The sequence below is a fragment of the Cronobacter turicensis genome (assembly GCF_041222865.1).
Taxonomy (GTDB): Bacteria; Pseudomonadota; Gammaproteobacteria; order Enterobacterales; family Enterobacteriaceae; genus Cronobacter; species Cronobacter turicensis.
Window position 1 is genome coordinate 3,451,505 of the sequence record NZ_CP165997.1, and the last position, 21,963, is coordinate 3,473,467.

A 21,963-nucleotide genomic window follows, 5' to 3' on the forward strand; every position below is an offset into this window, starting at 1 on the left:
CGACCTTCCTTATTCGACCGTAATTGAGTAAATTCTGTGGGGCGCAAGGAAGTTAAGCGGAACTTAATTGTAAACGCAGCAGGCAGCGCTTGCGAAAAATAATAGCGGTGCTAATGTGAGCGCTCCTGAACCAGAATAGTCTTATTTTGGATCCCTTCGCCTTTCGGCATCGGTCTTAGCTTTATCAAGGAAACAAGCAGTATGCGTAAAATCGCATTGTTAATTGCGATGCTTCTGGTGTCGTGCTTTTCATGGGCCAGTACAGTCAGTAGCGACAGCGTCACCCCAATAAAAAAAGAATTAAAACAGCAGTTAATGGGTTCCCCGGTTTATATCCAGATCTTTAAGGAAGAGCGCAAGCTTGAGCTGTACGTCAAGATGGGCGAGCAGTATCAGTTACTGGATAGCTATAACATCTGCAACTATTCCGGCGGTCTTGGGCCGAAACGCCGTCAGGGCGATTTCAAAAGCCCGGAAGGCTTCTATAGCGTGCAACGCAGCCAGCTCAAACCCGACAGCCGTTTTTATAAAGCGATCAATATCGGTTTTCCGAACGCCTTTGACCGCGCTAACGGGTATGAAGGGAAATATCTGATGATCCACGGCGCGTGCGTTTCCGTGGGTTGCTACGCGATGACCGATAAAAATATCGATGAGATTTTCCAGTTCGTCACCGGCGCGCTGGTATTTGGTCAGCCGAACGTGCAGGTCAGCATCTATCCGTTCCGCATGACCGACGCCAATATGGAGCGCCACAAGTATTCGTACTATATCGGCTTCTGGAAACAGCTTAAGCCCGGCTACGATTACTTTATGACGACACGTCAGCCGCCGGTGGTTTCGGTGGTGAATGGCAGCTACGTGGTCAGCAAGCCGCTCAGCAGCAGCGTGGTGCACCCGCAGCTGGCGTCAAACTATACGCTCCCCGAGACAAAATAACGCCCACTCGCCTGGCATGATTTTGTGCCAGGTTTCATTGCCCGTCAGCGGCTGAGTGGCGATCACCGTGACCACATCATTCGGTGTGGTCTCCTCCTGAAAATCAATTTCCACATCCTGATCGAGCAGTTTGGCCACGCCAAACGGCGCGCGGCGCGTTATCCAGAAGAGATTGGTGGAGCAGAACGCCATCACATAGCGCCCGTCGGACAGCAGCATATTGAACACGCCCTTCTCCCGCAGTTCGCCCGCCAGCTCCGCGATATAGCGAAAGACCGCCGTCATGTTGCCTGGCGTTCGCGGGTAGCGCGTGGTGAGTTTATGCAGCAGCCAGCAGAACGCTTTTTCACTGTCGGTTTCGCCAATCGGGCGAAACGGGCCGGTATCGAGCGAGCGATAGCCAGTAAGCTGGCCGTTATGGGCATAAGTCCAGTTGCGGCCCCATAGCTCGCGGGTAAACGGGTGCGTGTTTTCCAGCGCCACTTCGCCGCGGTTCGCCTGACGAATATGGGCCACTACGGAACAGGATTTGATCGGGTAGTCCTGCACCAGCTTCGCGATGGGCGAGTTGTAGCTCGGTTGCGGATCTTTAAAGGTGCGACAGCCTTTGCCTTCGTAGAAGGTAATGCCCCAGCCGTCTTTATGCGGGCCGGTTCCCCCGCCCCGCTGCACGAGGCCGGTAAAGCTAAAGCAGATATCCGTCGGCACGTTGGCGCTCATCCCGAGCAGTTCGCACATAGATCACCTCATCACACGCCGCCTTCCTGTCGGAAGGCGTCACTGGGGCAAGCCGGTCGTGCGTCGAGCGCGTCCGGCGACAGCGCCTTATCAGGCTTTGACCATCTCTTTTTCGATAAGCTGGATCAGGATGTGGATCACTTTAATGTGAATTTCCTGAATACGGTCAGCATAGCCGAAATGCGGCACGCGAATTTCCACATCCGCCGTTCCCGCCATTTTGCCGCCGTCTTTACCGGTCAGCGTGATGACTTTCATGCCTTTGGCGCGCGCGGCGTCAATCGCTTTAATCACGTTGCCGGAGTTGCCGGAGGTAGAAATGCCGAGCAGGACATCGCCCTCGCGCCCTACCGCTTCGACATAGCGGGAGAAGATGTGGTCGTAACCGAAATCGTTGCCGACGCAGGAGATGTGGCTGACGTCGGAAATGGCGATCGCCGGGTAGCCCGGACGGTTTTCACGGTAGCGCCCGGTCAGCTCTTCGGCGAAGTGCATCGCGTCGCAGTGCGAACCGCCGTTGCCGCACGAGAGCACTTTGCCGCCCGCTTTAAAGCTGTCCGCCAGCAGCACCGCCGCACGCTGGATAGCGTGAATATTGGCTTCATCTTTCAGAAAGTTAGCCAGCGTTTCGGCCGCTTCGTTCAGCTCGTTACGAATCAGATCCTGGTACATGAGGGATATCCTTCAGCATTAAAAAGTAACCGGATGCAGTGTAGCGGATAGTGCCGGGAGCGAGAAGCGCTACGCCGCGCCAGGCGTACAGGTTTTGCGTTTACGTGCGGCAACAATGTGAGCCAGGTTGTAATTATTTTGTGAACGCATTGCTAAAAAAAGCAACATCCTCTACAACCATATCATCACAAGTGGTCAGACCTCCTACAAGCAAGGGAGCTTTTCTTTATGATGATCTTGAGTATCGTTGCCACCCTCGTTCTTATCGGTGCGCTGTTTTACCATCGCGTCAGCCTGCCACTCAGCAGCCTGATCCTGCTCGCCTGGACCGCCGCCCTGGGCGCCGTCGGCTTGTGGTCGCTGTGGCTGCTGGTGCCGCTGGCGATTATTCTGGTGCCGTTGAACCTTACGCCGGTGCGTAAGTCTCTGATCTCCGCGCCCGTGTTCCGCGGCTTTCGTAAAGTGATGCCGCCAATGTCGCGCACGGAGAAAGAAGCGATCGACGCCGGGACGACCTGGTGGGAAGGCGATCTGTTCCGCGGCAACCCGGACTGGCAGAAGCTGCATAACTACCCGCAGCCGAAGCTGACCGCCGAAGAGCAGGCGTTTATTGACGGCCCGGTGGAAGAAGCGTGCCGCATGGCGAATGACTTCCAGATAACGCATGAAATGGCGGATCTGCCGCCGGAGCTGTGGGCGTTCCTGAAAGAGCATCGCTTTTTTGCGATGATCATCAAAAAAGAGTACGGCGGTCTGGAGTTCTCGGCTTACGCGCAGTCCCGCGTGCTGCAAAAACTCTCCGGCGTCTCCGGCATTCTCGCCATCACCGTCGGCGTGCCAAACTCCCTCGGCCCTGGCGAACTGCTGCAACACTACGGCACCGAAGCGCAGAAGAACCACTACCTGCCGCGCCTGGCGCGTGGCGTGGAAATTCCCTGCTTCGCGCTGACCAGTCCTGAAGCGGGCTCCGATGCGGGCGCCATTCCGGATACCGGCGTGGTTTGCATGGGCGAGTGGCAGGGCGAGCAGGTGCTCGGTATGCGCCTCACCTGGAACAAGCGCTACATTACGCTCGCGCCTATCGCCACCGTGCTGGGCCTCGCGTTTAAACTCTCTGACCCGGATCGTCTGCTGGGCGGCGAGCAAGAGCTCGGCATTACCTGTGCGCTGATCCCGACGAACACGCCGGGCGTGGAAATCGGTCGCCGCCACTTCCCGCTCAACGTGCCGTTCCAGAACGGCCCGACGCGCGGCAACGATATCTTTGTGCCTATCGACTATATCATCGGCGGGCCGAAGATGGCCGGTCAGGGCTGGCGTATGCTGGTGGAATGCCTGTCGGTGGGCCGCGGCATTACGCTGCCGTCTAACTCGACCGGTAGCCTGAAGTCGATTGCGCTGGCCACCGGCGCCTACGCCCACATTCGCCGTCAGTTCAAAGTCTCGATCGGTAAGATGGAAGGGATTGAAGAGCCGCTGGCGCGCATCGCCGGTAACGCCTACGTGATGGACGCCGCTGCATCGCTTATCACCTACGGCATTATGCTTGGCGAAAAACCGGCGGTCCTGTCGGCGATTGTGAAATATCACTGCACCCACCGCGGTCAGCAATCCATTATTGATGCGATGGATATCGCAGGCGGTAAAGGCATTATGCTCGGCGAGGGCAACTTCCTGGCCCGCGCTTATCAGGGCGCGCCTATCGCAATTACCGTGGAAGGCGCGAATATCCTGACCCGCACCATGATGATCTTCGGCCAGGGCGCGATTCGTTGCCACCCGTATGTGCTGGAAGAGATGGCGGCGGCGCAGAATAACGACGTTAACGCCTTCGATAAGCTGCTGTTCCGTCATATCGGCCACGTGGGCAGCAACATGGTGCGCAGCTTCTGGCTTGGCCTGACCAACGGCCTGACCAGCCGCAGCCCGACCCGCGATGCCACGCGCCGCTACTATCAGCATATCAACCGCCTGAGCGCCAGCCTGGCTCTGCTCTCCGACATGTCGATGGCGGTACTGGGCGGCAGTCTGAAGCGTCGCGAGCGTATCTCGGCGCGTCTGGGCGATGTGCTGAGCCAGCTCTATCTGGCCTCGGCGGTGCTCAAGCGCTACGACGACGAAGGCCGCCAGGAGGCGGATCTCCCGCTGGTGCACTGGGGCGTGCAGGATGCGCTGCATCAGGCCGAGCAGGCGATCAGCGATCTGCTGCGTAACTTCCCGAATGGCGCGGTGGCAGGCCTGCTGAGCCTGGCGATTTTCCCGGCGGGCCGCCGTTACGACGCGCCTTCCGATAAGCTCGACCATAAGCTTGCGAAGATCCTGCAAACGCCGTCGGCGACCCGTTCACGTATCGGCCGCGGTCAGTACCTGACGCCGAGCGAGCATAACCCGGTCGGGCTGCTGGAACAGGCGCTGCTGGAGGTAATGGCCGCCGATCCTATCCACCAGCGGATCTGCAAAGAGATGGGCAAAAACCTGCCGTTTACCCGTCTTGATGAGCTGGCGAAACGCGCGCTGAAAGAAGGCCGTATCAATGAAGACGAGGCCGCTATTCTTATCCGTGCCGAAGAGAGCCGTCTGCGCAGCATTAACGTTGACGATTTCGAGCCGGATGCGCTGGCGACACAGCCGGTAAAGCTGCCGGAAACGGTACGTAAAGTTGAAGCCGCCTGATCCAGCCCTGTTAAAAAACCCCGCTCCGGCGGGGTTTTTTATTGCCTCGCATCCTGCCGCGTGCATGATAAAGTGGCCAGAGTAGCCAATGACGGGGGAGTCTGAACGTGTCTGGTTTAAAAATTTCGCTGATGCAGCAGCCGCTGAGCTGGATGGACGGTCCCGCCAACCTGCGCCACTTCGACGTGCTGCTGGAAAAGGCGCAGGGACGGGATCTGATTGTGCTGCCGGAGATGTTTACCACGGGCTTTGCGATGGAAGCCGCGCAGTCGTCGCTGCCCGAAGAGACCGTCGTCGCCTGGATGCAGGAAAAAGCCCGCCAGACCGGCGCGATGGTGGCTGGCAGCGCGGCGTTGCAGAGCGAGCGCGGGCCGGTGAACCGTTTTTTACTGGTGGAGCCGCAGGGCGCGGTGCATCGCTACGATAAACGGCATCTCTTCCGCATGGCCGATGAGCATCAGCATTATGTGGCGGGCGACACGCGGCTGGTGGTGGAGTGGCGCGGCTGGCGCATTCTGCCGCTGGTCTGTTATGACCTGCGCTTCCCGGTGTGGTCGCGCAACCGCGACGATTATGATCTGGCGCTGTATGTGGCGAACTGGCCCGCCCCGCGCGCCCTGCACTGGCAGGCGCTGCTGACGGCGCGCGCTATCGAAAACCAGGCGTATGTCGCGGCCTGTAATCGCGTCGGCAGCGACGGCAACGGCCATCACTATCGCGGCGACAGCCGCATTATCAACCCGCAGGGCGAAATCATCGCCGCGAGCGAGGCGCATCAGGCGGTACGCGTGGAAGCTGAGCTGTCGCTGGAATCGCTTAAAGATTATCGCGAGAAATTCCCGGCCTGGCAGGACGCCGACCGGTTTACGCTCGGGTAAACCATCACGGGCCGTTTGCGGCCCGCCGTTTTTCCTGACGCGGAAATGACGAAAGCCCGAATCATTGCTGATTCGGGCTTTCTGAATAGTGGCGGAACGGACGGGACTCGAACCCGCGACCCCCTGCGTGACAGGCAGGTATTCTAACCGACTGAACTACCGCTCCGCGTTGTGTTCCCTGGGGAACGGGGCGAATATTACGGACTGCCCCCTGTGCCGTCAACGCTTTTTCTCACATTTTGAATCGTTTGCTTTAAAAATCGCCCGCACGGCGAATTTGTCAGCGTTTTCAGTACAATCAGGCGCGCCAGAGGCAGCTGCCGCCCTTTTTCTGCACCAGATCGAGACGCGATTCATGCGCCGCCAGCTCTTCATCGCAGGCCCTGACCACTTTCAGACGCGACGCCTGACGCACTACGCGCTGAATGCCGGTATCGTCCCGCTGCTGTTGCCCGTCCCCTTCCATCGCGAACGCAATGGAGGTCTGCCCGCCGGTCATCGCCAGATACACATCCGCGAGAATTTGGGCGTCGAGCAGCGCCCCGTGCAGCGTACGCTTGGTGTTGTCTATTTCATAACGCGAGCATAACGCATCGAGGCTGTTGCGCTTGCCCGGGAACATTTTACGGGCCAGCGCCAGGCTGTCGGTGATTTTGCAGAACGTTTCGGTTTTCGGTAGGCCGCGTTTAAGCATGCCGAATTCGTAATCCATAAAGCCGATATCGAACGAGGCGTTATGGATGACAAGTTCAGCGCCGCGGATGTAATCGAGAAAATCTTCCACCACATCGCCGAAAACGGGTTTATTCATCAGGAACTCATCGGAGATCCCGTGAACCATAAAGGCTTCCGGGTCCACCAGACGGTCGGGCTTGAGGTAGACGTGGAAGTTATTGCCGGTCAGGCGGCGGTTGATGACTTCGACCGCACCGATCTCAATAATGCGGTGCCCTTCATAATGGGCGCCTATCTGGTTCATACCGGTGGTTTCGGTATCCAGAACGATCTGTCGTGTAATAGCTGTGCTCATAGCGCTCGTTTATGTCAGACTTGGCTTTTTACTCACAGGAAGTCTACCAGAGATGCGTAAACAGGTAGAAATTTTCACCGATGGATCTTGTCTCGGCAACCCAGGGCCGGGCGGCTATGGCGCTATCCTGCGCTACAAACAGCATGAGCGGACCTTCAGCGCGGGCTATCGCCTGACTACCAATAACCGTATGGAGCTGATGGCGGCGATTGTCTCCCTTGAGGCGCTGCGCGAGCACTGCATTGTGACGCTGAGCACTGACAGCCAGTATGTGCGCCAGGGCATCACGCAGTGGATCCATAACTGGAAAAAACGCGGCTGGAAGACGGCCGAGAAGAAGCCGGTGAAAAATGTCGATTTATGGCAACGGCTGGATGCGGCGCTGAGCCAGCACGAAATCAAATGGGAATGGGTAAAGGGCCACGCTGGTCACCCGGAAAACGAGCGCTGCGACGAACTGGCCCGCGCCGCCGCCATGGCGCCGACGCTGGAAGATACCGGCTATCAGCCGGAAGCGACGGCCAGCTAAGGTTTACGATACTGGCGCGTGGCGCCGACCGCCGGACGCAGATGCGTGCGGGCGCGCGCCTTCATTAACGGGTTCATCGTCAGCGGGATGGTGCGCTTACGCGCCACCATCACCTGTAAACACCCCAGCGCCGGCAGATGTTTGGTCAGCATCTTTCCGCCCTGCCGACACCACGGCAACACCTGGCAGCGGCTGTAATAGAGCAGTTCGAAATTAAGCAGCGACAACCAGTCCATCTGACGCATCATCGTAAACATCCGGCTATTCACAGGCGCGCGTTTGCGCATGACCGGCAGAAGTTTTGCGGCCCCGAGCAGGCTGACCGGATTGAAGCCCGTCATAATCAGCCAGCCGTCGTCAATCAGCACCCGGTCCGCCTCATTGAGCAGACGGTGCGGATCGGGGCACCAGGGCAGCGTATGCGCCAGCAGGCAGGCATCCACGGATTTCGCGGCAAACGGCAGATGCAGCGGATCGCCCTGCACCTGCAACGCGTCGCCCTGCAGGGCGATATTGACCTGATGTGAAATAGCGCAGGCTTCGGTATTTATCTCCGCGCTGAGATTGCCTATCTTAAGTAAATGAAAGCCATACATTTTCCCAAGCCAGGGCTGGAGTTCCCGCTCAAGCGTCGCGCGGTAATGGTCGCCCCAGGAAAACGCATCCCAGTGGGCCGGTGCGCTGAGTGTCGCGGGTGTCCTTGCCGGTTTCATCACTACCTTCCGTAACGCATAAGAGGTGATTTATGAATCTTAACAGTATTCCTGCTTTCGAGGATAACTACATCTGGGTGTTGAATGATGAGGAAGGAAAATGCCTGATTGTCGACCCGGGCGAGGCGGAACCCGTTTTTCGCGCCATTGAGGAAAACCAGTGGCAGCCGGTGGCAATTCTGCTTACACATCATCATCACGACCATACAGGCGGCGTGAAAGCGTTAGTGGCGCGGTTTCCGGATCTCATCGTGTACGGGCCGGAAGAGACTCGCAGCAAAGGCGCGCAGGTTATAGTCAACGATGGCGAGAAGTTCAACGTTCTGGGTTGTGAATTCCTCGCGTTCTCTACGCCAGGTCACACTTTAGGACATTTCTCATATTTCAGTTTCCCTTATCTTTTCTGCGGTGACACGATGTTCTCGGCTGGCTGCGGACGCCTGTTTGAAGGCACGCCCACGCAGATGTATCAGTCCTTCCAGAAAATAAACGCACTGCCTGAAAATACCCTCATTTGCTGCGCCCACGAGTACACATTAAGCAATCTTAAGTTTTTAGTGGCTATTTTACCGAACGATCCGGTTTTAACCCAATATTATCGAGAAGTTAATGAGTTACGTGCGAAAAATCAAAAAACACTCCCCTCAATTCTTAAAAATGAGCGTCAAATAAATCTTTACCTGCGTCTGGAAGACGATGATTTAATTGATAAAATTAATCCAGATCTGCGGTTGTCAACCCCTGAGGAGAGATTCGCGTGGTTAAGGTCAAAGAAAGATAACTTCTAAAAATTCTTACTTGTATTCAGGAAACTTCGCCGTTATCATTGCTCGTCTTTTAAGCAACTATTGACACACACATGAAGGCAAAAGCGATCTTACTCGCCTCTGTCCTGCTTGTGGGGTGCCAGGCGTCTCAACATGACGGCGGTGTCCAACAGCATGCACAGAGCCTTTCTGCGGCTGGTCAAGGGGAAGCAGGAAAGTTCGCTGGTCGAGCGGCTTCTGCGCGGTGGATGGACGATGGAACGTTCCTCGCGCAAGATCAGGACCTGTGGACTTTCATTGGCGACGAGCTAAAGATGGGGATTCCGGAAAATGACCGGATCCGCGAACAAAAACTGAAGTATTTGAGTAATAAGAGCTATCTCCACGATGTAACTTTACGGGCAGAGCCGTATATGTACTGGATAGCCGGGCAGATTAAAAAACGTAATATGCCAATGGAACTGGTACTACTACCCATAGTGGAGAGCGCTTTTAACCCCCACGCGACATCTGGCGCGAATGCCGCAGGCATCTGGCAGATTGTCCCGAGCACGGGGCGGAATTATGGTTTAAAACAGACCCGAAATTACGACGCGCGTCGTGACGTGGTGGCCTCAACCACTGCCGCACTCAACATGATGCAGCGTCTGAACCGTATGTTCGACGGCGACTGGTTACTCACTGTCGCGGCTTATAACAGCGGTGAAGGTCGTGTATTGAAGGCAATGAAAGCGAATAAAGCACGTGGCAAACCCACGGATTTTTGGTCGCTCTCACTGCCACAGGAAACCAAAATTTACGTGCCGAAAATGCTGGCGTTGAGTGACATTCTCAAAAACAGCAAAAGGTATGGGGTGCGTTTACCGTCAACGGATGAAAGCCGCGCGCTGGCACGCGTGAAGGTCAATAATCCGGTGGAAATGGAACAGCTGGCGGAAATGGCGGGGATTTCAGTGAATAAACTGAAAACCTTTAATGCTGGCGTTAAGGGCTCTACCCTTGGCGTAAGCGGGCCACAGTACGTAATGGTGCCGCAGAAACATGCGCAGCAGTTGCGTACGTCTCTGGCAGCCGGTGAAATCGCCGCGGTTCAGCCGACGCTGGTTGCGGATAATTCGCTGTCGGCGCGGACGTACAAAGTCCGGTCTGGCGATACGCTTTCCGCAATTGCCGCACGGATGAACGTCAGCACCAAAGATTTGCAGCGCTGGAATAATCTGCGCGGCGCGAAGCTGAAACCAGGCCAGACGCTCTCTGTCGGCACGGTTAGCGGCGCGGGTGAACTGGCAAGCAACAATGACAGCATCACCTATAAAGTGCGTAAGGGCGATTCGCTCGCAAGCATCGCTAAGCGTCATGGCGTTAACATCAAGGATGTGTTGCGCTGGAACAGTGATACGGACAATCTGCAACCGGGCGATCAAATCACCCTGTTTGTGAAGAACAGTTCAACGCCTGATTCCTGACGACAAGCCGCGATAAGAGTAGAAAGGCACCGATTCCCCCGGTGCCTTTTTCTTTTTATGACGTTACGCCGCCTTATTTACCTCAACGATGATGGTATCGCTGGTAAAGGAGCCGTCCTCCTGCAGCGCGAAATAGCGTTGCACGTCAGCCGACGCGCTTTGCTGATAAAGCCGTATTGCCTGCGTCAGCACGTCTGGCGTGCGCATACGCGCAATCCAGCTGCCAAACTCCAGCTTCAGCCTGTCGGTACGCACGTCTCGGGTGATAAGCCCCGCCTGATTGAACATCTGCAACCATTCGCCGCTGGCATAGTTATGGACATGCGAGGTGTCACGCAGCGCCTCGATGGTTTGCAGCCAGATATCCAGCACCGGATGGCCCGGCGACAGAATATCCATCATGATCATCATGCCGCCGGGCTTCAGAACACGCTTCACCTCACGCAACGCCAGCCCGACATCGTGCCAGTGGTGCGCCGAATAACGGCTGATGACAATATCAAAACTCTCCGCCTCAAAAGGCAGCGATTCAGCATAGCCCTGACAGGTCGACAGATGGGTAAGCCCACGTTCACGCGCCGCCTCTTCCACGACCGTAAGCATGGAAGAAGATAAGTCGTAAGCCACCACTTCCCGTACCTGTTCCGCCGCCGTAAAGCTGGCATGCCCTGCCCCACACCCCAGATCGAGCAGGCGCGCCTGCGGGAATGCCGCCAGCCGCTCGCGCAGATGAACGAGATCGCGCCCCGTTGCATGCACCTGGCTGGTTAAATAGGCCTTCGCCTGGGAGCCAAACTGCTTGTCGACATTGTCGTGATGAGAGTGTGTTGCCATTGTCATGTCCTTGCGTTGAGTAAAAGAAAGGGCAGGCACAGGGTCTGCCCAACGGCAGACCTGACACACCTTACTTCTGCTCAGGTTTGCCGGGACTGAATTCGACGAGTAGCGGGTTGTGATCGGAGGCGCGGGTAACCAGAACGGAAGCTTCCTGTACGGCAAGACCGCGATAAAACACGAAATCGAGCGGGCGACCAAACGCGCGGCGGCGCTGGTCATCGGTAAAACGCACTTCACGCAGCGACATTTCACGCGCGAAGCGGTAAAGCGCATTCATTCTCGGGCGACTCCAGGCGTTGAAATCGCCGGCCATAATCACCGGGCCGCTGTGATGGCCTATCTGATCGCCGATGGGTCCCAGCTGTTTACTGTAGACATCCACGCCGAGGCTGAAATTGACTGCATGAATGTTTACCACCATCAGCAAACGACCGTCGGGCAGCGGGTAGACCGTCACCAGCGCCGATTTAGAGAGACGCAGGATAGGCTCACGCTCGCGAAGCGGGCAACAATAGACCGGATGCGCAGCAGAGAGCGTCATCACGCCTGACGGATGCTGCGGCAGCACAAAGGCCGGTACCTGATCGGCCGCCAGATAGTTAGACGTCGCGAATCGAACCAGTTCTGGCGTCGTCTGCGCCTCCTGTAACAATACCAGGTGCGCCTCTTTACCGAAATTTTGCAGGACCGAGAGCCATTCAGCGCGCTGCTGCTTGAAGATATTCCAGACCAGCACCCGGAGCGAACCGTCTCCGGGCAAGGGGGCGCCGGCGGGCAATGCCTTTCCTATACTCGCAAACGATCCTGGCGCCAGAATGCGTTCTGCTGGCTGACCGGCGACATAGCGCATGGCATAAGTATTTTTTCGCACGTTTCGCTGCTAACCCCTGTAGATGTGTTCGCAAGATAAGCGACCTTTACCTGTTATAGGGATTTTAGCTCACAGATGCAATGGGCGGGATGAAAGCCATATGAGTGCTGCATGTAAGACGCGACGAGAATTCGCGCCGGCACGCCGCCTCACCGCGCCGTTAATGGCGCGCCGCATGGCGCTGTGGTTAAATAACAAAAATCTCTAAAATCGCCCTGAAATTTTGCCGACGGAGCAATAATGAAAGCCTCTTCTGATGAACTGATTATTTTTGTCGCCGTCGTGGAAAGCCGGAGTTTCAGCCGGGCGGCAGAACAGCTTAACCTCGCGAACTCCGCCGTCAGCCGCGCAGTGAAGAAGCTTGAGATGAAACTTGGGGTGAGTTTGCTGAACCGCACGACGCGCCAGCTGAGCCTGACAGAGGAAGGCGAGCGTTATTTTCGCCGTGTCCAGCAAGTTTTACAGGAGATGGCATCGGCGGAAACCGAACTGATGGAAAGCCGCCAGACGCCGCGCGGGCTGTTGCGGATCGACGCTGCCACGCCTGTGATCCTCCATTTGCTTCTGCCCATGATTAAGCCCTTTCGCGAACGCTACCCTGAAGTCACGCTTTCGCTGGTCTCTTCGGAAACCTTTATCAATCTGATTGAGCGCAAAGTGGATGTGGCCATCCGGGCAGGTACGCTGACCGATTCCAGCCTGCGCGCGCGACCACTCTTTATTAGTTATCGGAAAATTGTTGCGTCGCCCGACTATCTGGCGCGCCACGGGGTGCCAGAAACCATCTGCGATCTTAAAGAACATATCTGCCTTGGCTTCACGGAGCCTGTATCCCTGAATACGTGGCCGGTCGCCTGTGAAGATGGTCAGTTACTGGAGATTACGCCGGGAATGACCTCGAACAGCGGTGAAACGCTTAAACAACTGTGCCTCACCGGCAACGGCATCGCCTGTCTTTCAGACTATATGATTGATAAAGAAATTAAGCGGGGAGACGTGGTGGAATTACTGGCAGAGTATCGTCTGCCAGTGGAAATGCCCTTCAGCGCGGTCTATTACAGCGATCGTGCAGTGAGCACGCGGATCAGAACATTCATCGACTTTCTGAGCGAGCAGTTAAAAAAATAGCCCCCTGGGGCTATCTTCAATCCCCTTCAGGAGCCAGGCCGTCAGGGCTTACCAGGCGCTTGTTGCGCTCCAGCGCGGCGATAGCCTTCATATCATTAGCATCAAGCGTGAGCAGATTACTGTGTAAGTTCTGGCGCTTCGTGGAAGAAGGGATCACCCAACAGCCCAGAGCCATTGCCCGACTGAGAATGGGCTTCGCAGGCGTGGCATTATGCTTTTGCGCGATTCGGATAATCGTTTTTCATCCTTAACCGCGCTGCCATAAGCCAGCGTCATATAAGAAGTAATATGAATACTCTTCACCTGTGCCTATTTAATCACCGTACGGTTTTGCAGATAACGCGGCAGCTCAATCTGGTTAGTCGCTATATTGCCGACGCTTACGGTATTGATAGCCTGCTGCATCAGCTCCAATCAGTAGCGCGTTAGCCCAGTTCAAGCGCGTTTCTCCCCGATGCGATTACGACGTCACCTTCCGGACGGGATGTGCCTAAACCTAATGTGGGGGAACGGTCATAATTTACCTCTCCTCTGCACAGGCGAAGAGTAGGAGAGGAATAGTTGAAGCGAAAAAGAGCAATAAAAGCAGGAGTTTTTGCCAATGCAGTAATAACTAATGCATAGACGAAAAAAAGCCCTGAGTAAATACTCAGGGCTTCTTAATAAGTGGCGGAACGGACGGGACTCGAACCCGCGACCCCCTGCGTGACAGGCAGGTATTCTAACCGACTGAACTACCGCTCCACCGAATTTCTTCACACCACCGGATTATTGTTCCGGCTTACTGCTTAATTTGATGCCTGGCAGTTCCCTACTCTCGCATGGGGAGACCCCACACTACCATCGGCGCTACGGCGTTTCACTTCTGAGTTCGGCATGGGGTCAGGTGGGACCACCGCGCTACAGCCGCCAGGCAAATTCTGTCTGTTCACCGCTTTCGCCATGAACATTTATCCGTCACAAGCTGAATCTCTCTCTCAACACGCCAGACTTCTTTGGCGTTGTAAGGTTAAGCCTCACGGTTCATTAGTACCGGTTAGCTCAACGCATCGCTGCGCTTACACACCCGGCCTATCAACGTCGTCGTCTTCAACGTTCCTTCAGGAGACTTATAGTCTCAGGGAGAACTCATCTCGGGGCAAGTTTCGTGCTTAGATGCTTTCAGCACTTATCTCTTCCGCATTTAGCTACCGGGCAGTGCCATTGGCATGACAACCCGAACACCAGTGATGCGTCCACTCCGGTCCTCTCGTACTGGGAGCAGCCCCCCTCAATTCTCCAGCGCCCACGGCAGATAGGGACCGAACTGTCTCACGACGTTCTAAACCCAGCTCGCGTACCACTTTAAATGGCGAACAGCCATACCCTTGGGACCTACTTCAGCCCCAGGATGTGATGAGCCGACATCGAGGTGCCAAACACCGCCGTCGATATGAACTCTTGGGCGGTATCAGCCTGTTATCCCCGGAGTACCTTTTATCCGTTGAGCGATGGCCCTTCCATACAGAACCACCGGATCACTATGACCTGCTTTCGCACCTGCTCGAGCCGTCACTCTCGCAGTCAAGCCAGCTTATGCCATTGCACTAACCTCCTGATGTCCGACCAGGATTAGCTGACCTTCGTGCTCCTCCGTTACACTTTGGGAGGAGACCGCCCCAGTCAAACTACCCACCAGACACTGTCCCCACGCCGGATCACGGCGCCAGGTTAGAACATCAAACATTAAAGGGTGGTATTTCAAGGTTGGCTCCACGCAGACTGGCGTCCACGCTTCAAAGCCTCCCACCTATCCTACACATCAAGGCTCAATGTTCAGTGTCAAGCTGTAGTAAAGGTTCACGGGGTCTTTCCGTCTTGCCGCGGGTACACTGCATCTTCACAGCGAGTTCAATTTCACTGAGTCTCGGGTGGAGACAGCCTGGCCATCATTACGCCATTCGTGCAGGTCGGAACTTACCCGACAAGGAATTTCGCTACCTTAGGACCGTTATAGTTACGGCCGCCGTTTACCGGGGCTTCGATCAGGAGCTTCTCTTGCGATAACCCCATCAATTAACCTTCCGGCACCGGGCAGGCGTCACACCGTATACGTCCACTTTCGTGTTTGCACAGTGCTGTGTTTTTAATAAACAGTTGCAGCCAGCTGGTATCTTCGACTGACTTCAGCTCCACCCGCAGGGGCTTCACCTACATGTCAGCGTGCCTTCTCCCGAAGTTACGGCACCATTTTGCCTAGTTCCTTCACCCGAGTTCTCTCAAGCGCCTTGGTATTCTCTACCTGACCACCTGTGTCGGTTTGGGGTACGATTTAATGTTACCTGATGCTTAGAGGCTTTTCCTGGAAGCAGGGCATTTGTCACTTCAGCACCGTAGTGCCTCGTCATCACGCCTCAGCCTTAACTTTCCGGATTTGCCTGGAAAGTCAGCCTACACGCTTAAACCGGGACAACCGTCGCCCGGCCAACATAGCCTTCTCCGTCCCCCCTTCGCAGTAACACCAAGTACAGGAATATTAACCTGTTTCCCATCGACTACGCCTTTCGGCCTCGCCTTAGGGGTCGACTCACCCTGCCCCGATTAACGTTGGACAGGAACCCTTGGTCTTCCGGCGAGCGGGCTTTTCACCCGCTTTATCGTTACTTATGTCAGCATTCGCACTTCTGATACCTCCAGCATGCCTCACAGCACACCTTCGACGGCTTACAGAACGCTCCCCTACCCAACAACACATAGTGTCGCTGCCGCAGCTTCGGTGCATGGTTTAGCCCCGTTACATCTTCCGCGCAGGCCGACTCGACCAGTGAGCTATTACGCTTTCTTTAAATGATGGCTGCTTCTAAGCCAACATCCTGGCTGTCTGGGCCTTCCCACATCGTTTCCCACTTAACCATGACTTTGGGACCTTAGCTGGCGGTCTGGGTTGTTTCCCTCTTCACGACGGACGTTAGCACCCGCCGTGTGTCTCCCGTGATAACATTCTCCGGTATTCGCAGTTTGCATCGGGTTGGTAAGCCGGGATGGCCCCCTAGCCGAAACAGTGCTCTACCCCCGGAGATGAATTCACGAGGCGCTACCTAAATAGCTTTCGGGGAGAACCAGCTATCTCCCGGTTTGATTGGCCTTTCACCCCCAGCCACAGGTCATCCGCTAATTTTTCAACATTAGTCGGTTCGGTCCTCCAGTTAGTGTTACCCAACCTTCAACCTGCCCATGGCTAGATCACCGGGTTTCGGGTCTATACCCTGCAACTTAACGCCCAATTAAGACTCGGTTTCCCTTCGGCTCCCCTATACGGTTAACCTTGCTACAGAATATAAGTCGCTGACCCATTATACAAAAGGTACGCAGTCACCCTCTTACGAAGGCTCCCACTGCTTGTACGTACACGGTTTCAGGTTCTGTTTCACTCCCCTCGCCGGGGTTCTTTTCGCCTTTCCCTCACGGTACTGGTTCACTATCGGTCAGTCAGGAGTATTTAGCCTTGGAGGATGGTCCCCCCATCTTCAGACAGGATATCACGTGTCCCGCCCTACTCATCGAGCTCACAGCCTGTATGCTTTCATGTACGGGACTTTCACCCTGTATCGTGCGACTTTCCAGACGCTTCCATTAACACACAAGCTGATTCAGGCTCTGGGCTGTTCCCCGTTCGCTCGCCGCTACTGGGGGAATCTCGGTTGATTTCTTTTCCTCGGGGTACTTAGATGTTTCAGTTCCCCCGGTTCGCCTCGTTTGACTATGTATTCATCAAACGATGATGCACCAGAGTGCACCGGGTTTCCCCATTCGGACATCGTCGGTTATAACGGTTCATATCACCTTACCGACGCTTTTCGCAGATTAGCACGTCCTTCATCGCCTCTGACTGCCAGGGCATCCACCGTGTACGCTTGTTCGCTTAACCTCACAACCCGAAGAAGTCTTCGTGCTGCGAGTTTGAGAGACTCTGACACACCGCGCATTCCTTATTACGGAGAAATGCAACAGCGTGTCTGTTTCAATTTTCAGCTTGTTCCGGATTGTTAAAGAGCAAATACTTCGCAGTATACTCAGGGAGTACACTCTGAAGTGATGGTGGAGCTATGCGGGATCGAACCGCAGACCTCCTGCGTGCAAAGCAGGCGCTCTCCCAGCTGAGCTATAGCCCCATCGTAGTTAAACCTCTTCAACTCCTGCGGAGTTGGTAGGCCTGAGTGGACTTGAACCACCGACCTCACCCTTATCAGGGGTGCGCTCTAACCACCTGAGCTACAAGCCTGTAGAGGTTTTGCTTCTTTACTTTCTATCAGACAATCTGTGTGAGCACTACGAGGTTGTATCTTTCAGGTAAGGAGGTGATCCAACCGCAGGTTCCCCTACGGTTACCTTGTTACGACTTCACCCCAGTCATGAATCACAAAGTGGTAAGCGCCCTCCCGAAGGTTAAGCTACCTACTTCTTTTGCAACCCACTCCCATGGTGTGACGGGCGGTGTGTACAAGGCCCGGGAACGTATTCACCGTGGCATTCTGATCCACGATTACTAGCGATTCCGACTTCATGGAGTCGAGTTGCAGACTCCAATCCGGACTACGACGCACTTTATGAGGTCCGCTTGCTCTCGCGAGTTCGCTTCTCTTTGTATGCGCCATTGTAGCACGTGTGTAGCCCTGGTCGTAAGGGCCATGATGACTTGACGTCATCCCCACCTTCCTCCGGTTTATCACCGGCAGTCTCCTTTGAGTTCCCACCATTATGTGCTGGCAACAAAGGATAAGGGTTGCGCTCGTTGCGGGACTTAACCCAACATTTCACAACACGAGCTGACGACAGCCATGCAGCACCTGTCTCAGAGTTCCCGAAGGCACTCCCGCATCTCTGCAGGATTCTCTGGATGTCAAGACCAGGTAAGGTTCTTCGCGTTGCATCGAATTAAACCACATGCTCCACCGCTTGTGCGGGCCCCCGTCAATTCATTTGAGTTTTAACCTTGCGGCCGTACTCCCCAGGCGGTCGACTTAACGCGTTAGCTCCGGAAGCCACGCCTCAAGGGCACAACCTCCAAGTCGACATCGTTTACGGCGTGGACTACCAGGGTATCTAATCCTGTTTGCTCCCCACGCTTTCGCACCTGAGCGTCAGTCTTCGTCCAGGGGGCCGCCTTCGCCACCGGTATTCCTCCAGATCTCTACGCATTTCACCGCTACACCTGGAATTCTACCCCCCTCTACGAGACTCAAGCTTGCCAGTTTCAAATGCAGTTCCCAGGTTGAGCCCGGGGATTTCACATCTGACTTAACAAACCGCCTGCGTGCGCTTTACGCCCAGTAATTCCGATTAACGCTTGCACCCTCCGTATTACCGCGGCTGCTGGCACGGAGTTAGCCGGTGCTTCTTCTGCGAGTAACGTCAATGACTGCGGTTATTAACCACAACCCCTTCCTCCTCGCTGAAAGTACTTTACAACCCGAAGGCCTTCTTCATACACGCGGCATGGCTGCATCAGGCTTGCGCCCATTGTGCAATATTCCCCACTGCTGCCTCCCGTAGGAGTCTGGACCGTGTCTCAGTTCCAGTGTGGCTGGTCATCCTCTCAGACCAGCTAGGGATCGTCGCCTAGGTGAGCCTTTACCCCACCTACTAGCTAATCCCATCTGGGCACATCTGATGGCATGAGGCCCGAAGGTCCCCCACTTTGGTCCGAAGACGTTATGCGGTATTAGCTACCGTTTCCAGTAGTTATCCCCCTCCATCAGGCAGTTTCCCAGACATTACTCACCCGTCCGCCACTCGTCAGCAGAGCAGCAAGCTGCTCTCTGTTACCGTTCGACTTGCATGTGTTAGGCCTGCCGCCAGCGTTCAATCTGAGCCATGATCAAACTCTTCAATTAAAAGTCTGATGCTCAAAGAATTAAACTGTTAGTTCGTAATGAATTAACTGTTGTTCACTTGAGACTTGATATTCATTTATCGTCCGAAGACGTTAAGATATCAGTGCCCCGAGTGCCCACACAGATTGTCTGATAAATTGTTAAAGAGCGGTGCGACAAGGCTTTCAGCCTGCTGTCGCGAGGTGGCGTATATTACGCTTTCCTCTTTCAGAGTCAACCCTTAATTTCAGGATTTTTCTCTTTCCGACTCACCGTCGCTGTGAGATGTTTGTCATCAGCGCCGTGTCGATGGAGGCGCATTATAGGGAGCTCAGAAGTAATGGCAAGCGGAAAACTTAAAAAAAATCACAACCGCTCACCTTTTCATCATTGCGCGCGTTTTTAGCGCTTTTTGATAGCTTCCGGCAGCGCCGCGAGGCTATTTAACACCCAATCGGCCGCCGCTTCTGCTTCTGGCGTCACAGGTTTGCCGGTACGCACCAGCACTTTTGTGCCGACGCCTGCCGCTGCACCCGCCTGCATATCTTCTAATTTATCGCCCACCATATAAGAGGCGTCCATATCGATGTGCAGAAAATCACGCGCAGAAAGTAGCATGCCCGGTTGCGGTTTACGGCAGTCACAATTCTGACGAAACTCTTCCACTGCGGCTTCAGGGTGATGTGGGCAATAATAGATGCCATCAAAATCGACGTCCCGATCGGCCAGCGACCAGTCCATCCATTCTGTGAGTTGTTCAAACTGCGCTTCGGTAAACTTCCCGCGCGCGATGCCGGACTGATTCGTCACCAGCACCAGCGCAAAGCCCATCGCTTTGAGTTCGCGCATCGCATCGATAACGCCGTCGATAAACTCGAAGCGGTCAATCTCAGAGACATAACCGTGATCGATATTAATGGTGCCGTCGCGGTCGAGAAAAATTGCCGGTACAGATTTAGCCACCTGAAAAACTCCTGCCTTAAATAATGCTGTCTAGTATCGCATGATTCCTGGACGGAGAAAGCGCTCATTGCAGACAGTCAGATTGATTTAGACGTCTGGATGCCTTACCATCCATTCTGTTTACGGTCACCGCCCGTATAAGGCAGAACAAAATGCCACGGCTAACTCCTATAAGATAATAAATAACCTGATGATCAAACTGTCGAATATCACCAAAGTGTTCCAGCAGGGAAACCGCACCATTCAGGCTCTGAATAATGTCAGCCTGCATGTCCCGGCAGGACAGATTTATGGCGTGATTGGTGCCTCCGGCGCCGGTAAGAGTACGCTCATCCGCTGCGTCAATTTGCTTGAGCGCCCCACTCAAGGCAGCGTCCTGGTCGGCGGCCAGGAGCTGACCGCGCTTTCTGAATCAGAACTGACGAAAGCCCGTCGCCAGATTGGCATGATTTTCCAGCATTTTAATCTGCTGGCATCGCGTACCGTTTTTGGCAACATCGCGCTCCCGCTGGAGCTGGACGACACGCCGCGCGACGAAATCAAACGTCGAGTGACCGAGCTGCTGGATCTGGTTGGCCTGAGCGAAAAGCAGGACGCTTATCCGGCGAATCTCTCCGGCGGTCAGAAACAGCGCGTGGCGATTGCTCGTGCGCTGGCGAGCAACCCGAAAGTGCTGCTGTGCGATGAAGCCACCAGCGCGCTCGACCCTGCCACCACCCGATCCATTCTGGAGCTGTTGAAAGACATCAACCGTCGCCTGGGTCTTACTATTCTGCTCATTACGCATGAAATGGATGTCGTGAAGCGTATCTGCGACTGCGTTGCGGTGATCAGCAACGGCGAGCTTATTGAGCAGGACAGCGTCAGTGAAGTGTTCTCGCACCCGAAAACGCCGCTGGCTCAGCAGTTTATCCAGTCCACACTGCATCTGGATATCCCGGAAGATTACGCCCAGCGTCTTAACGCGCAATCCGGCGATAACCGCGTCCCGCTGCTGCGCCTTGAATTCACAGGCCAGTCGGTTGACGCGCCGCTCCTTTCCGAGACCGCACGCCGCTATAACGTGAACAACAATATTATCAGCGCGCAGATGGATTACGCCGGCGGCGTGAAGTTCGGCATCATGCTGACGGAAATGCACGGCACACAGGAAGAAACGCAAGCGGCCATCGCTTACCTGCAACAACATCATGTAAAAGTAGAGGTTCTGGGTTATGTCTGAAGCAATGATGTGGTTACTGGTGCGCGGCATCTGGGAAACGCTGGCAATGACCTTTGTTTCCGGCTTTTTCGGTTTTGTGATTGGCCTGCCAGTTGGCGTGTTGCTGTACGTAACGCGTCCGGGCCAGATTATCGAGAACGCGAAGCTCTATCGTATTCTCTCTGCGCTGGTGAATATCTTCCGCTCCATTCCTTTTATTATCTTACTGGTATGGATGATCCCGTTTACCCGCACTATCGTCGGCACCTCCATTGGTCTGCAGGCGGCCATCGTACCGCTGACCGTCGGCGCCGCGCCGTTTATCGCCCGTATGGTGGAAAACGCCCTGCTGGAGATCCCGTCGGGTCTTATTGAAGCGTCGCGCGCAATGGGCGCCACGCCGATGCAGATCGTTCGTAAAGTGTTGCTGCCTGAAGCGCTGCCGGGTCTCGTGAACGCCGCGACGATTACGCTTATCACTCTTGTCGGCTATTCCGCCATGGGCGGCGCGGTCGGCGCAGGCGGCCTGGGCCAGATCGGTTATCAGTACGGCTACATCGGCTATAACGCCACCGTGATGAATACCGTATTAGTCTTACTGGTCGTACTGGTGTATTTAATTCAATTCTCAGGCGATCGTATCGTCCGGGCGGTCACTCACAAGTAACGTTACACACAACATCAATATACTTTTCAGTTAAGGAAT

16 protein-coding genes, 4 tRNA genes, 3 rRNA genes and 1 pseudogene are annotated in these 21,963 nt (G+C 55.2%); 9 read left to right on the forward strand and 15 right to left on the reverse strand.

What is annotated here, in order from left to right; translation table 11 throughout:
* The first annotated feature begins 201 nt into the window (after positions 1 to 201).
* A complete protein-coding gene (gene dpaA / locus AB8W27_RS16550; protein WP_007760544.1) occupies positions 202 to 939 on the forward strand; it encodes a peptidoglycan meso-diaminopimelic acid protein amidase in 738 nt (245 codons plus the stop codon).
* Here dpaA and AB8W27_RS16555 read toward each other — a convergent pair.
* Together AB8W27_RS16555 and lpcA are read right to left on the reverse strand one after the other, a co-directional pair.
* Positions 910 to 1,677 carry a class II glutamine amidotransferase gene (locus tag AB8W27_RS16555; RefSeq protein ID WP_012815389.1) on the reverse strand — a complete coding sequence of 256 codons (768 nt, stop codon included), beginning with the start codon at positions 1,675 to 1,677 and terminating at the stop codon, positions 910 to 912. The genes dpaA and AB8W27_RS16555 overlap by 30 nt on opposite strands.
* Before the next feature lie 90 nt (positions 1,678 to 1,767).
* Positions 1,768 to 2,349 carry a D-sedoheptulose 7-phosphate isomerase gene (gene lpcA / locus AB8W27_RS16560; protein WP_007698112.1) on the reverse strand — a complete coding sequence of 194 codons (582 nt, stop codon included), beginning with the start codon at positions 2,347 to 2,349 and terminating at the stop codon, positions 1,768 to 1,770.
* Positions 2,350 to 2,577: 228 nt separating this feature from the next.
* On the opposite strand from lpcA, the gene fadE reads away from it, so the two are divergent.
* On the forward strand, positions 2,578 to 5,022 hold the full coding sequence (gene fadE, locus AB8W27_RS16565; RefSeq protein WP_012815388.1) for an acyl-CoA dehydrogenase FadE: 2,445 nt from the start codon (positions 2,578 to 2,580) through the stop codon (positions 5,020 to 5,022).
* Between the two features lie 107 nt (positions 5,023 to 5,129).
* Positions 5,130 to 5,900 carry an amidohydrolase gene (locus tag AB8W27_RS16570; RefSeq protein WP_012815387.1) on the forward strand — a complete coding sequence of 257 codons (771 nt, stop codon included), beginning with the start codon at positions 5,130 to 5,132 and terminating at the stop codon, positions 5,898 to 5,900.
* A gap of 89 nt (positions 5,901 to 5,989) precedes the next feature.
* On the opposite strand, the gene AB8W27_RS16575 is transcribed toward AB8W27_RS16570, so the two are convergent.
* Together AB8W27_RS16575 and dnaQ are read right to left on the reverse strand one after the other, a co-directional pair.
* Positions 5,990 to 6,066 (reverse strand) — tRNA-Asp (locus tag AB8W27_RS16575).
* A 132-nt stretch (positions 6,067 to 6,198) separates the two neighbouring features.
* Entirely contained in the window at positions 6,199 to 6,930 is a 732-nt protein-coding gene (dnaQ, locus tag AB8W27_RS16580) for a DNA polymerase III subunit epsilon (protein WP_007760502.1), read from the reverse strand.
* Between dnaQ and rnhA the strand changes: the two genes are divergently transcribed.
* On the forward strand, positions 6,884 to 7,459 hold the full coding sequence (gene rnhA / locus AB8W27_RS16585; RefSeq protein WP_161571848.1) for a ribonuclease HI: 576 nt from the start codon (positions 6,884 to 6,886) through the stop codon (positions 7,457 to 7,459). The genes dnaQ and rnhA overlap by 47 nt on opposite strands.
* On the opposite strand, the gene AB8W27_RS16590 is transcribed toward rnhA, so the two are convergent.
* A complete protein-coding gene (locus AB8W27_RS16590) occupies positions 7,456 to 8,172 on the reverse strand; it encodes a class I SAM-dependent methyltransferase (protein ID WP_012815385.1) in 717 nt (238 codons plus the stop codon). The genes rnhA and AB8W27_RS16590 overlap by 4 nt on opposite strands.
* 32 nt (positions 8,173 to 8,204) lie before the next feature.
* Between AB8W27_RS16590 and gloB the strand changes: the two genes are divergently transcribed.
* Positions 8,205 to 8,960, forward strand: coding sequence for a hydroxyacylglutathione hydrolase (gene gloB / locus AB8W27_RS16595; protein WP_012815384.1), 756 nt, complete (start codon positions 8,205 to 8,207; stop codon positions 8,958 to 8,960).
* 71 nt (positions 8,961 to 9,031) lie between these two features.
* Positions 9,032 to 10,405, forward strand: a complete 1,374-nt coding sequence (mltD, locus tag AB8W27_RS16600; RefSeq protein ID WP_041923221.1) for a murein transglycosylase D — start codon at positions 9,032 to 9,034, stop codon at positions 10,403 to 10,405.
* A 63-nt stretch (positions 10,406 to 10,468) separates the two neighbouring features.
* On the opposite strand, the gene AB8W27_RS16605 is transcribed toward mltD, so the two are convergent.
* Both AB8W27_RS16605 and AB8W27_RS16610 read right to left on the reverse strand, forming a co-directional pair.
* Entirely contained in the window at positions 10,469 to 11,239 is a 771-nt protein-coding gene (locus tag AB8W27_RS16605) for a class I SAM-dependent methyltransferase (protein WP_012815382.1), read from the reverse strand.
* A 70-nt stretch (positions 11,240 to 11,309) separates the two neighbouring features.
* Positions 11,310 to 12,113 carry an endonuclease/exonuclease/phosphatase family protein gene (locus AB8W27_RS16610; protein WP_012815381.1) on the reverse strand — a complete coding sequence of 268 codons (804 nt, stop codon included), beginning with the start codon at positions 12,111 to 12,113 and terminating at the stop codon, positions 11,310 to 11,312.
* A 240-nt stretch (positions 12,114 to 12,353) separates the two neighbouring features.
* On the opposite strand from AB8W27_RS16610, the gene yafC reads away from it, so the two are divergent.
* On the forward strand, positions 12,354 to 13,241 hold the full coding sequence (gene yafC, locus AB8W27_RS16615) for a DNA-binding transcriptional regulator YafC (protein WP_041923220.1): 888 nt from the start codon (positions 12,354 to 12,356) through the stop codon (positions 13,239 to 13,241).
* A gap of 16 nt (positions 13,242 to 13,257) precedes the next feature.
* On the opposite strand, the pseudogene dkgB reads toward yafC, so the two are convergent.
* The 8 genes and pseudogenes from dkgB to gmhB all read right to left on the reverse strand — a co-directional run.
* Positions 13,258 to 13,655, reverse strand: a pseudogene (gene dkgB / locus AB8W27_RS16620) (2,5-didehydrogluconate reductase DkgB); the annotation flags it as partial.
* Between the two features lie 253 nt (positions 13,656 to 13,908).
* Positions 13,909 to 13,985 (reverse strand) — tRNA-Asp (locus AB8W27_RS16625).
* Between the two features lie 54 nt (positions 13,986 to 14,039).
* A 5S ribosomal RNA gene (gene rrf / locus AB8W27_RS16630) occupies positions 14,040 to 14,155 on the reverse strand.
* 91 nt (positions 14,156 to 14,246) lie between these two features.
* Positions 14,247 to 17,148: ribosomal RNA gene (locus tag AB8W27_RS16635) — 23S ribosomal RNA — on the reverse strand.
* Positions 17,149 to 17,316: 168 nt separating this feature from the next.
* Positions 17,317 to 17,392 (reverse strand) — tRNA-Ala (locus tag AB8W27_RS16640).
* A gap of 33 nt (positions 17,393 to 17,425) precedes the next feature.
* Positions 17,426 to 17,502 (reverse strand) — tRNA-Ile (locus AB8W27_RS16645).
* Positions 17,503 to 17,571: 69 nt separating this feature from the next.
* Positions 17,572 to 19,114: ribosomal RNA gene (locus AB8W27_RS16650) — 16S ribosomal RNA — on the reverse strand.
* Together the 16S, 23S and 5S rRNA genes with 3 tRNA genes alongside form the textbook arrangement of a ribosomal RNA operon.
* A gap of 381 nt (positions 19,115 to 19,495) precedes the next feature.
* Positions 19,496 to 20,056: a D-glycero-beta-D-manno-heptose 1,7-bisphosphate 7-phosphatase gene (gmhB, locus tag AB8W27_RS16655; protein ID WP_007760180.1), complete on the reverse strand. Its 561-nt coding sequence runs from the start codon at positions 20,054 to 20,056 to the stop codon at positions 19,496 to 19,498.
* 190 nt (positions 20,057 to 20,246) lie between these two features.
* Between gmhB and metN the strand changes: the two genes are divergently transcribed.
* Together metN and AB8W27_RS16665 are read left to right on the forward strand one after the other, a co-directional pair.
* Positions 20,247 to 21,278, forward strand: coding sequence for a methionine ABC transporter ATP-binding protein MetN (gene metN / locus AB8W27_RS16660; RefSeq protein WP_012815378.1), 1,032 nt, complete (start codon positions 20,247 to 20,249; stop codon positions 21,276 to 21,278).
* Positions 21,271 to 21,924: a methionine ABC transporter permease MetI gene (locus AB8W27_RS16665; RefSeq protein WP_012815377.1), complete on the forward strand. Its 654-nt coding sequence runs from the start codon at positions 21,271 to 21,273 to the stop codon at positions 21,922 to 21,924. Before metN ends, AB8W27_RS16665 begins: the two co-directional genes overlap by 8 nt.
* Positions 21,925 to 21,963: the final 39 nt, after the last annotated feature.

Bases quoted from the DNA above. Each gene is read 5' to 3' on its own strand.
- gloB (WP_012815384.1), top strand. From the start codon at position 8,205: ATGAATCTTAACAGTATTCCTGCTTTCGAGGATAACTACATCTGGGTG.
- AB8W27_RS16665 (WP_012815377.1), top strand. From the start codon at position 21,271: ATGTCTGAAGCAATGATGTGGTTACTGGTGCGCGGCATCTGGGAAACG.
- mltD (WP_041923221.1), top strand. From the start codon at position 9,032: ATGAAGGCAAAAGCGATCTTACTCGCCTCTGTCCTGCTTGTGGGGTGC.
- fadE (WP_012815388.1), top strand. From the start codon at position 2,578: ATGATGATCTTGAGTATCGTTGCCACCCTCGTTCTTATCGGTGCGCTG.
- dpaA (WP_007760544.1), top strand. From the start codon at position 202: ATGCGTAAAATCGCATTGTTAATTGCGATGCTTCTGGTGTCGTGCTTT.
- metN (WP_012815378.1), top strand. From the start codon at position 20,247: ATGATCAAACTGTCGAATATCACCAAAGTGTTCCAGCAGGGAAACCGC.
- lpcA (WP_007698112.1), bottom strand. From the start codon at position 2,349: ATGTACCAGGATCTGATTCGTAACGAGCTGAACGAAGCGGCCGAAACG.
- AB8W27_RS16555 (WP_012815389.1), bottom strand. From the start codon at position 1,677: ATGTGCGAACTGCTCGGGATGAGCGCCAACGTGCCGACGGATATCTGC.
- yafC (WP_041923220.1), top strand. From the start codon at position 12,354: ATGAAAGCCTCTTCTGATGAACTGATTATTTTTGTCGCCGTCGTGGAA.
- AB8W27_RS16605 (WP_012815382.1), bottom strand. From the start codon at position 11,239: ATGGCAACACACTCTCATCACGACAATGTCGACAAGCAGTTTGGCTCC.
- dnaQ (WP_007760502.1), bottom strand. From the start codon at position 6,930: ATGAGCACAGCTATTACACGACAGATCGTTCTGGATACCGAAACCACC.
- AB8W27_RS16590 (WP_012815385.1), bottom strand. From the start codon at position 8,172: ATGAAACCGGCAAGGACACCCGCGACACTCAGCGCACCGGCCCACTGG.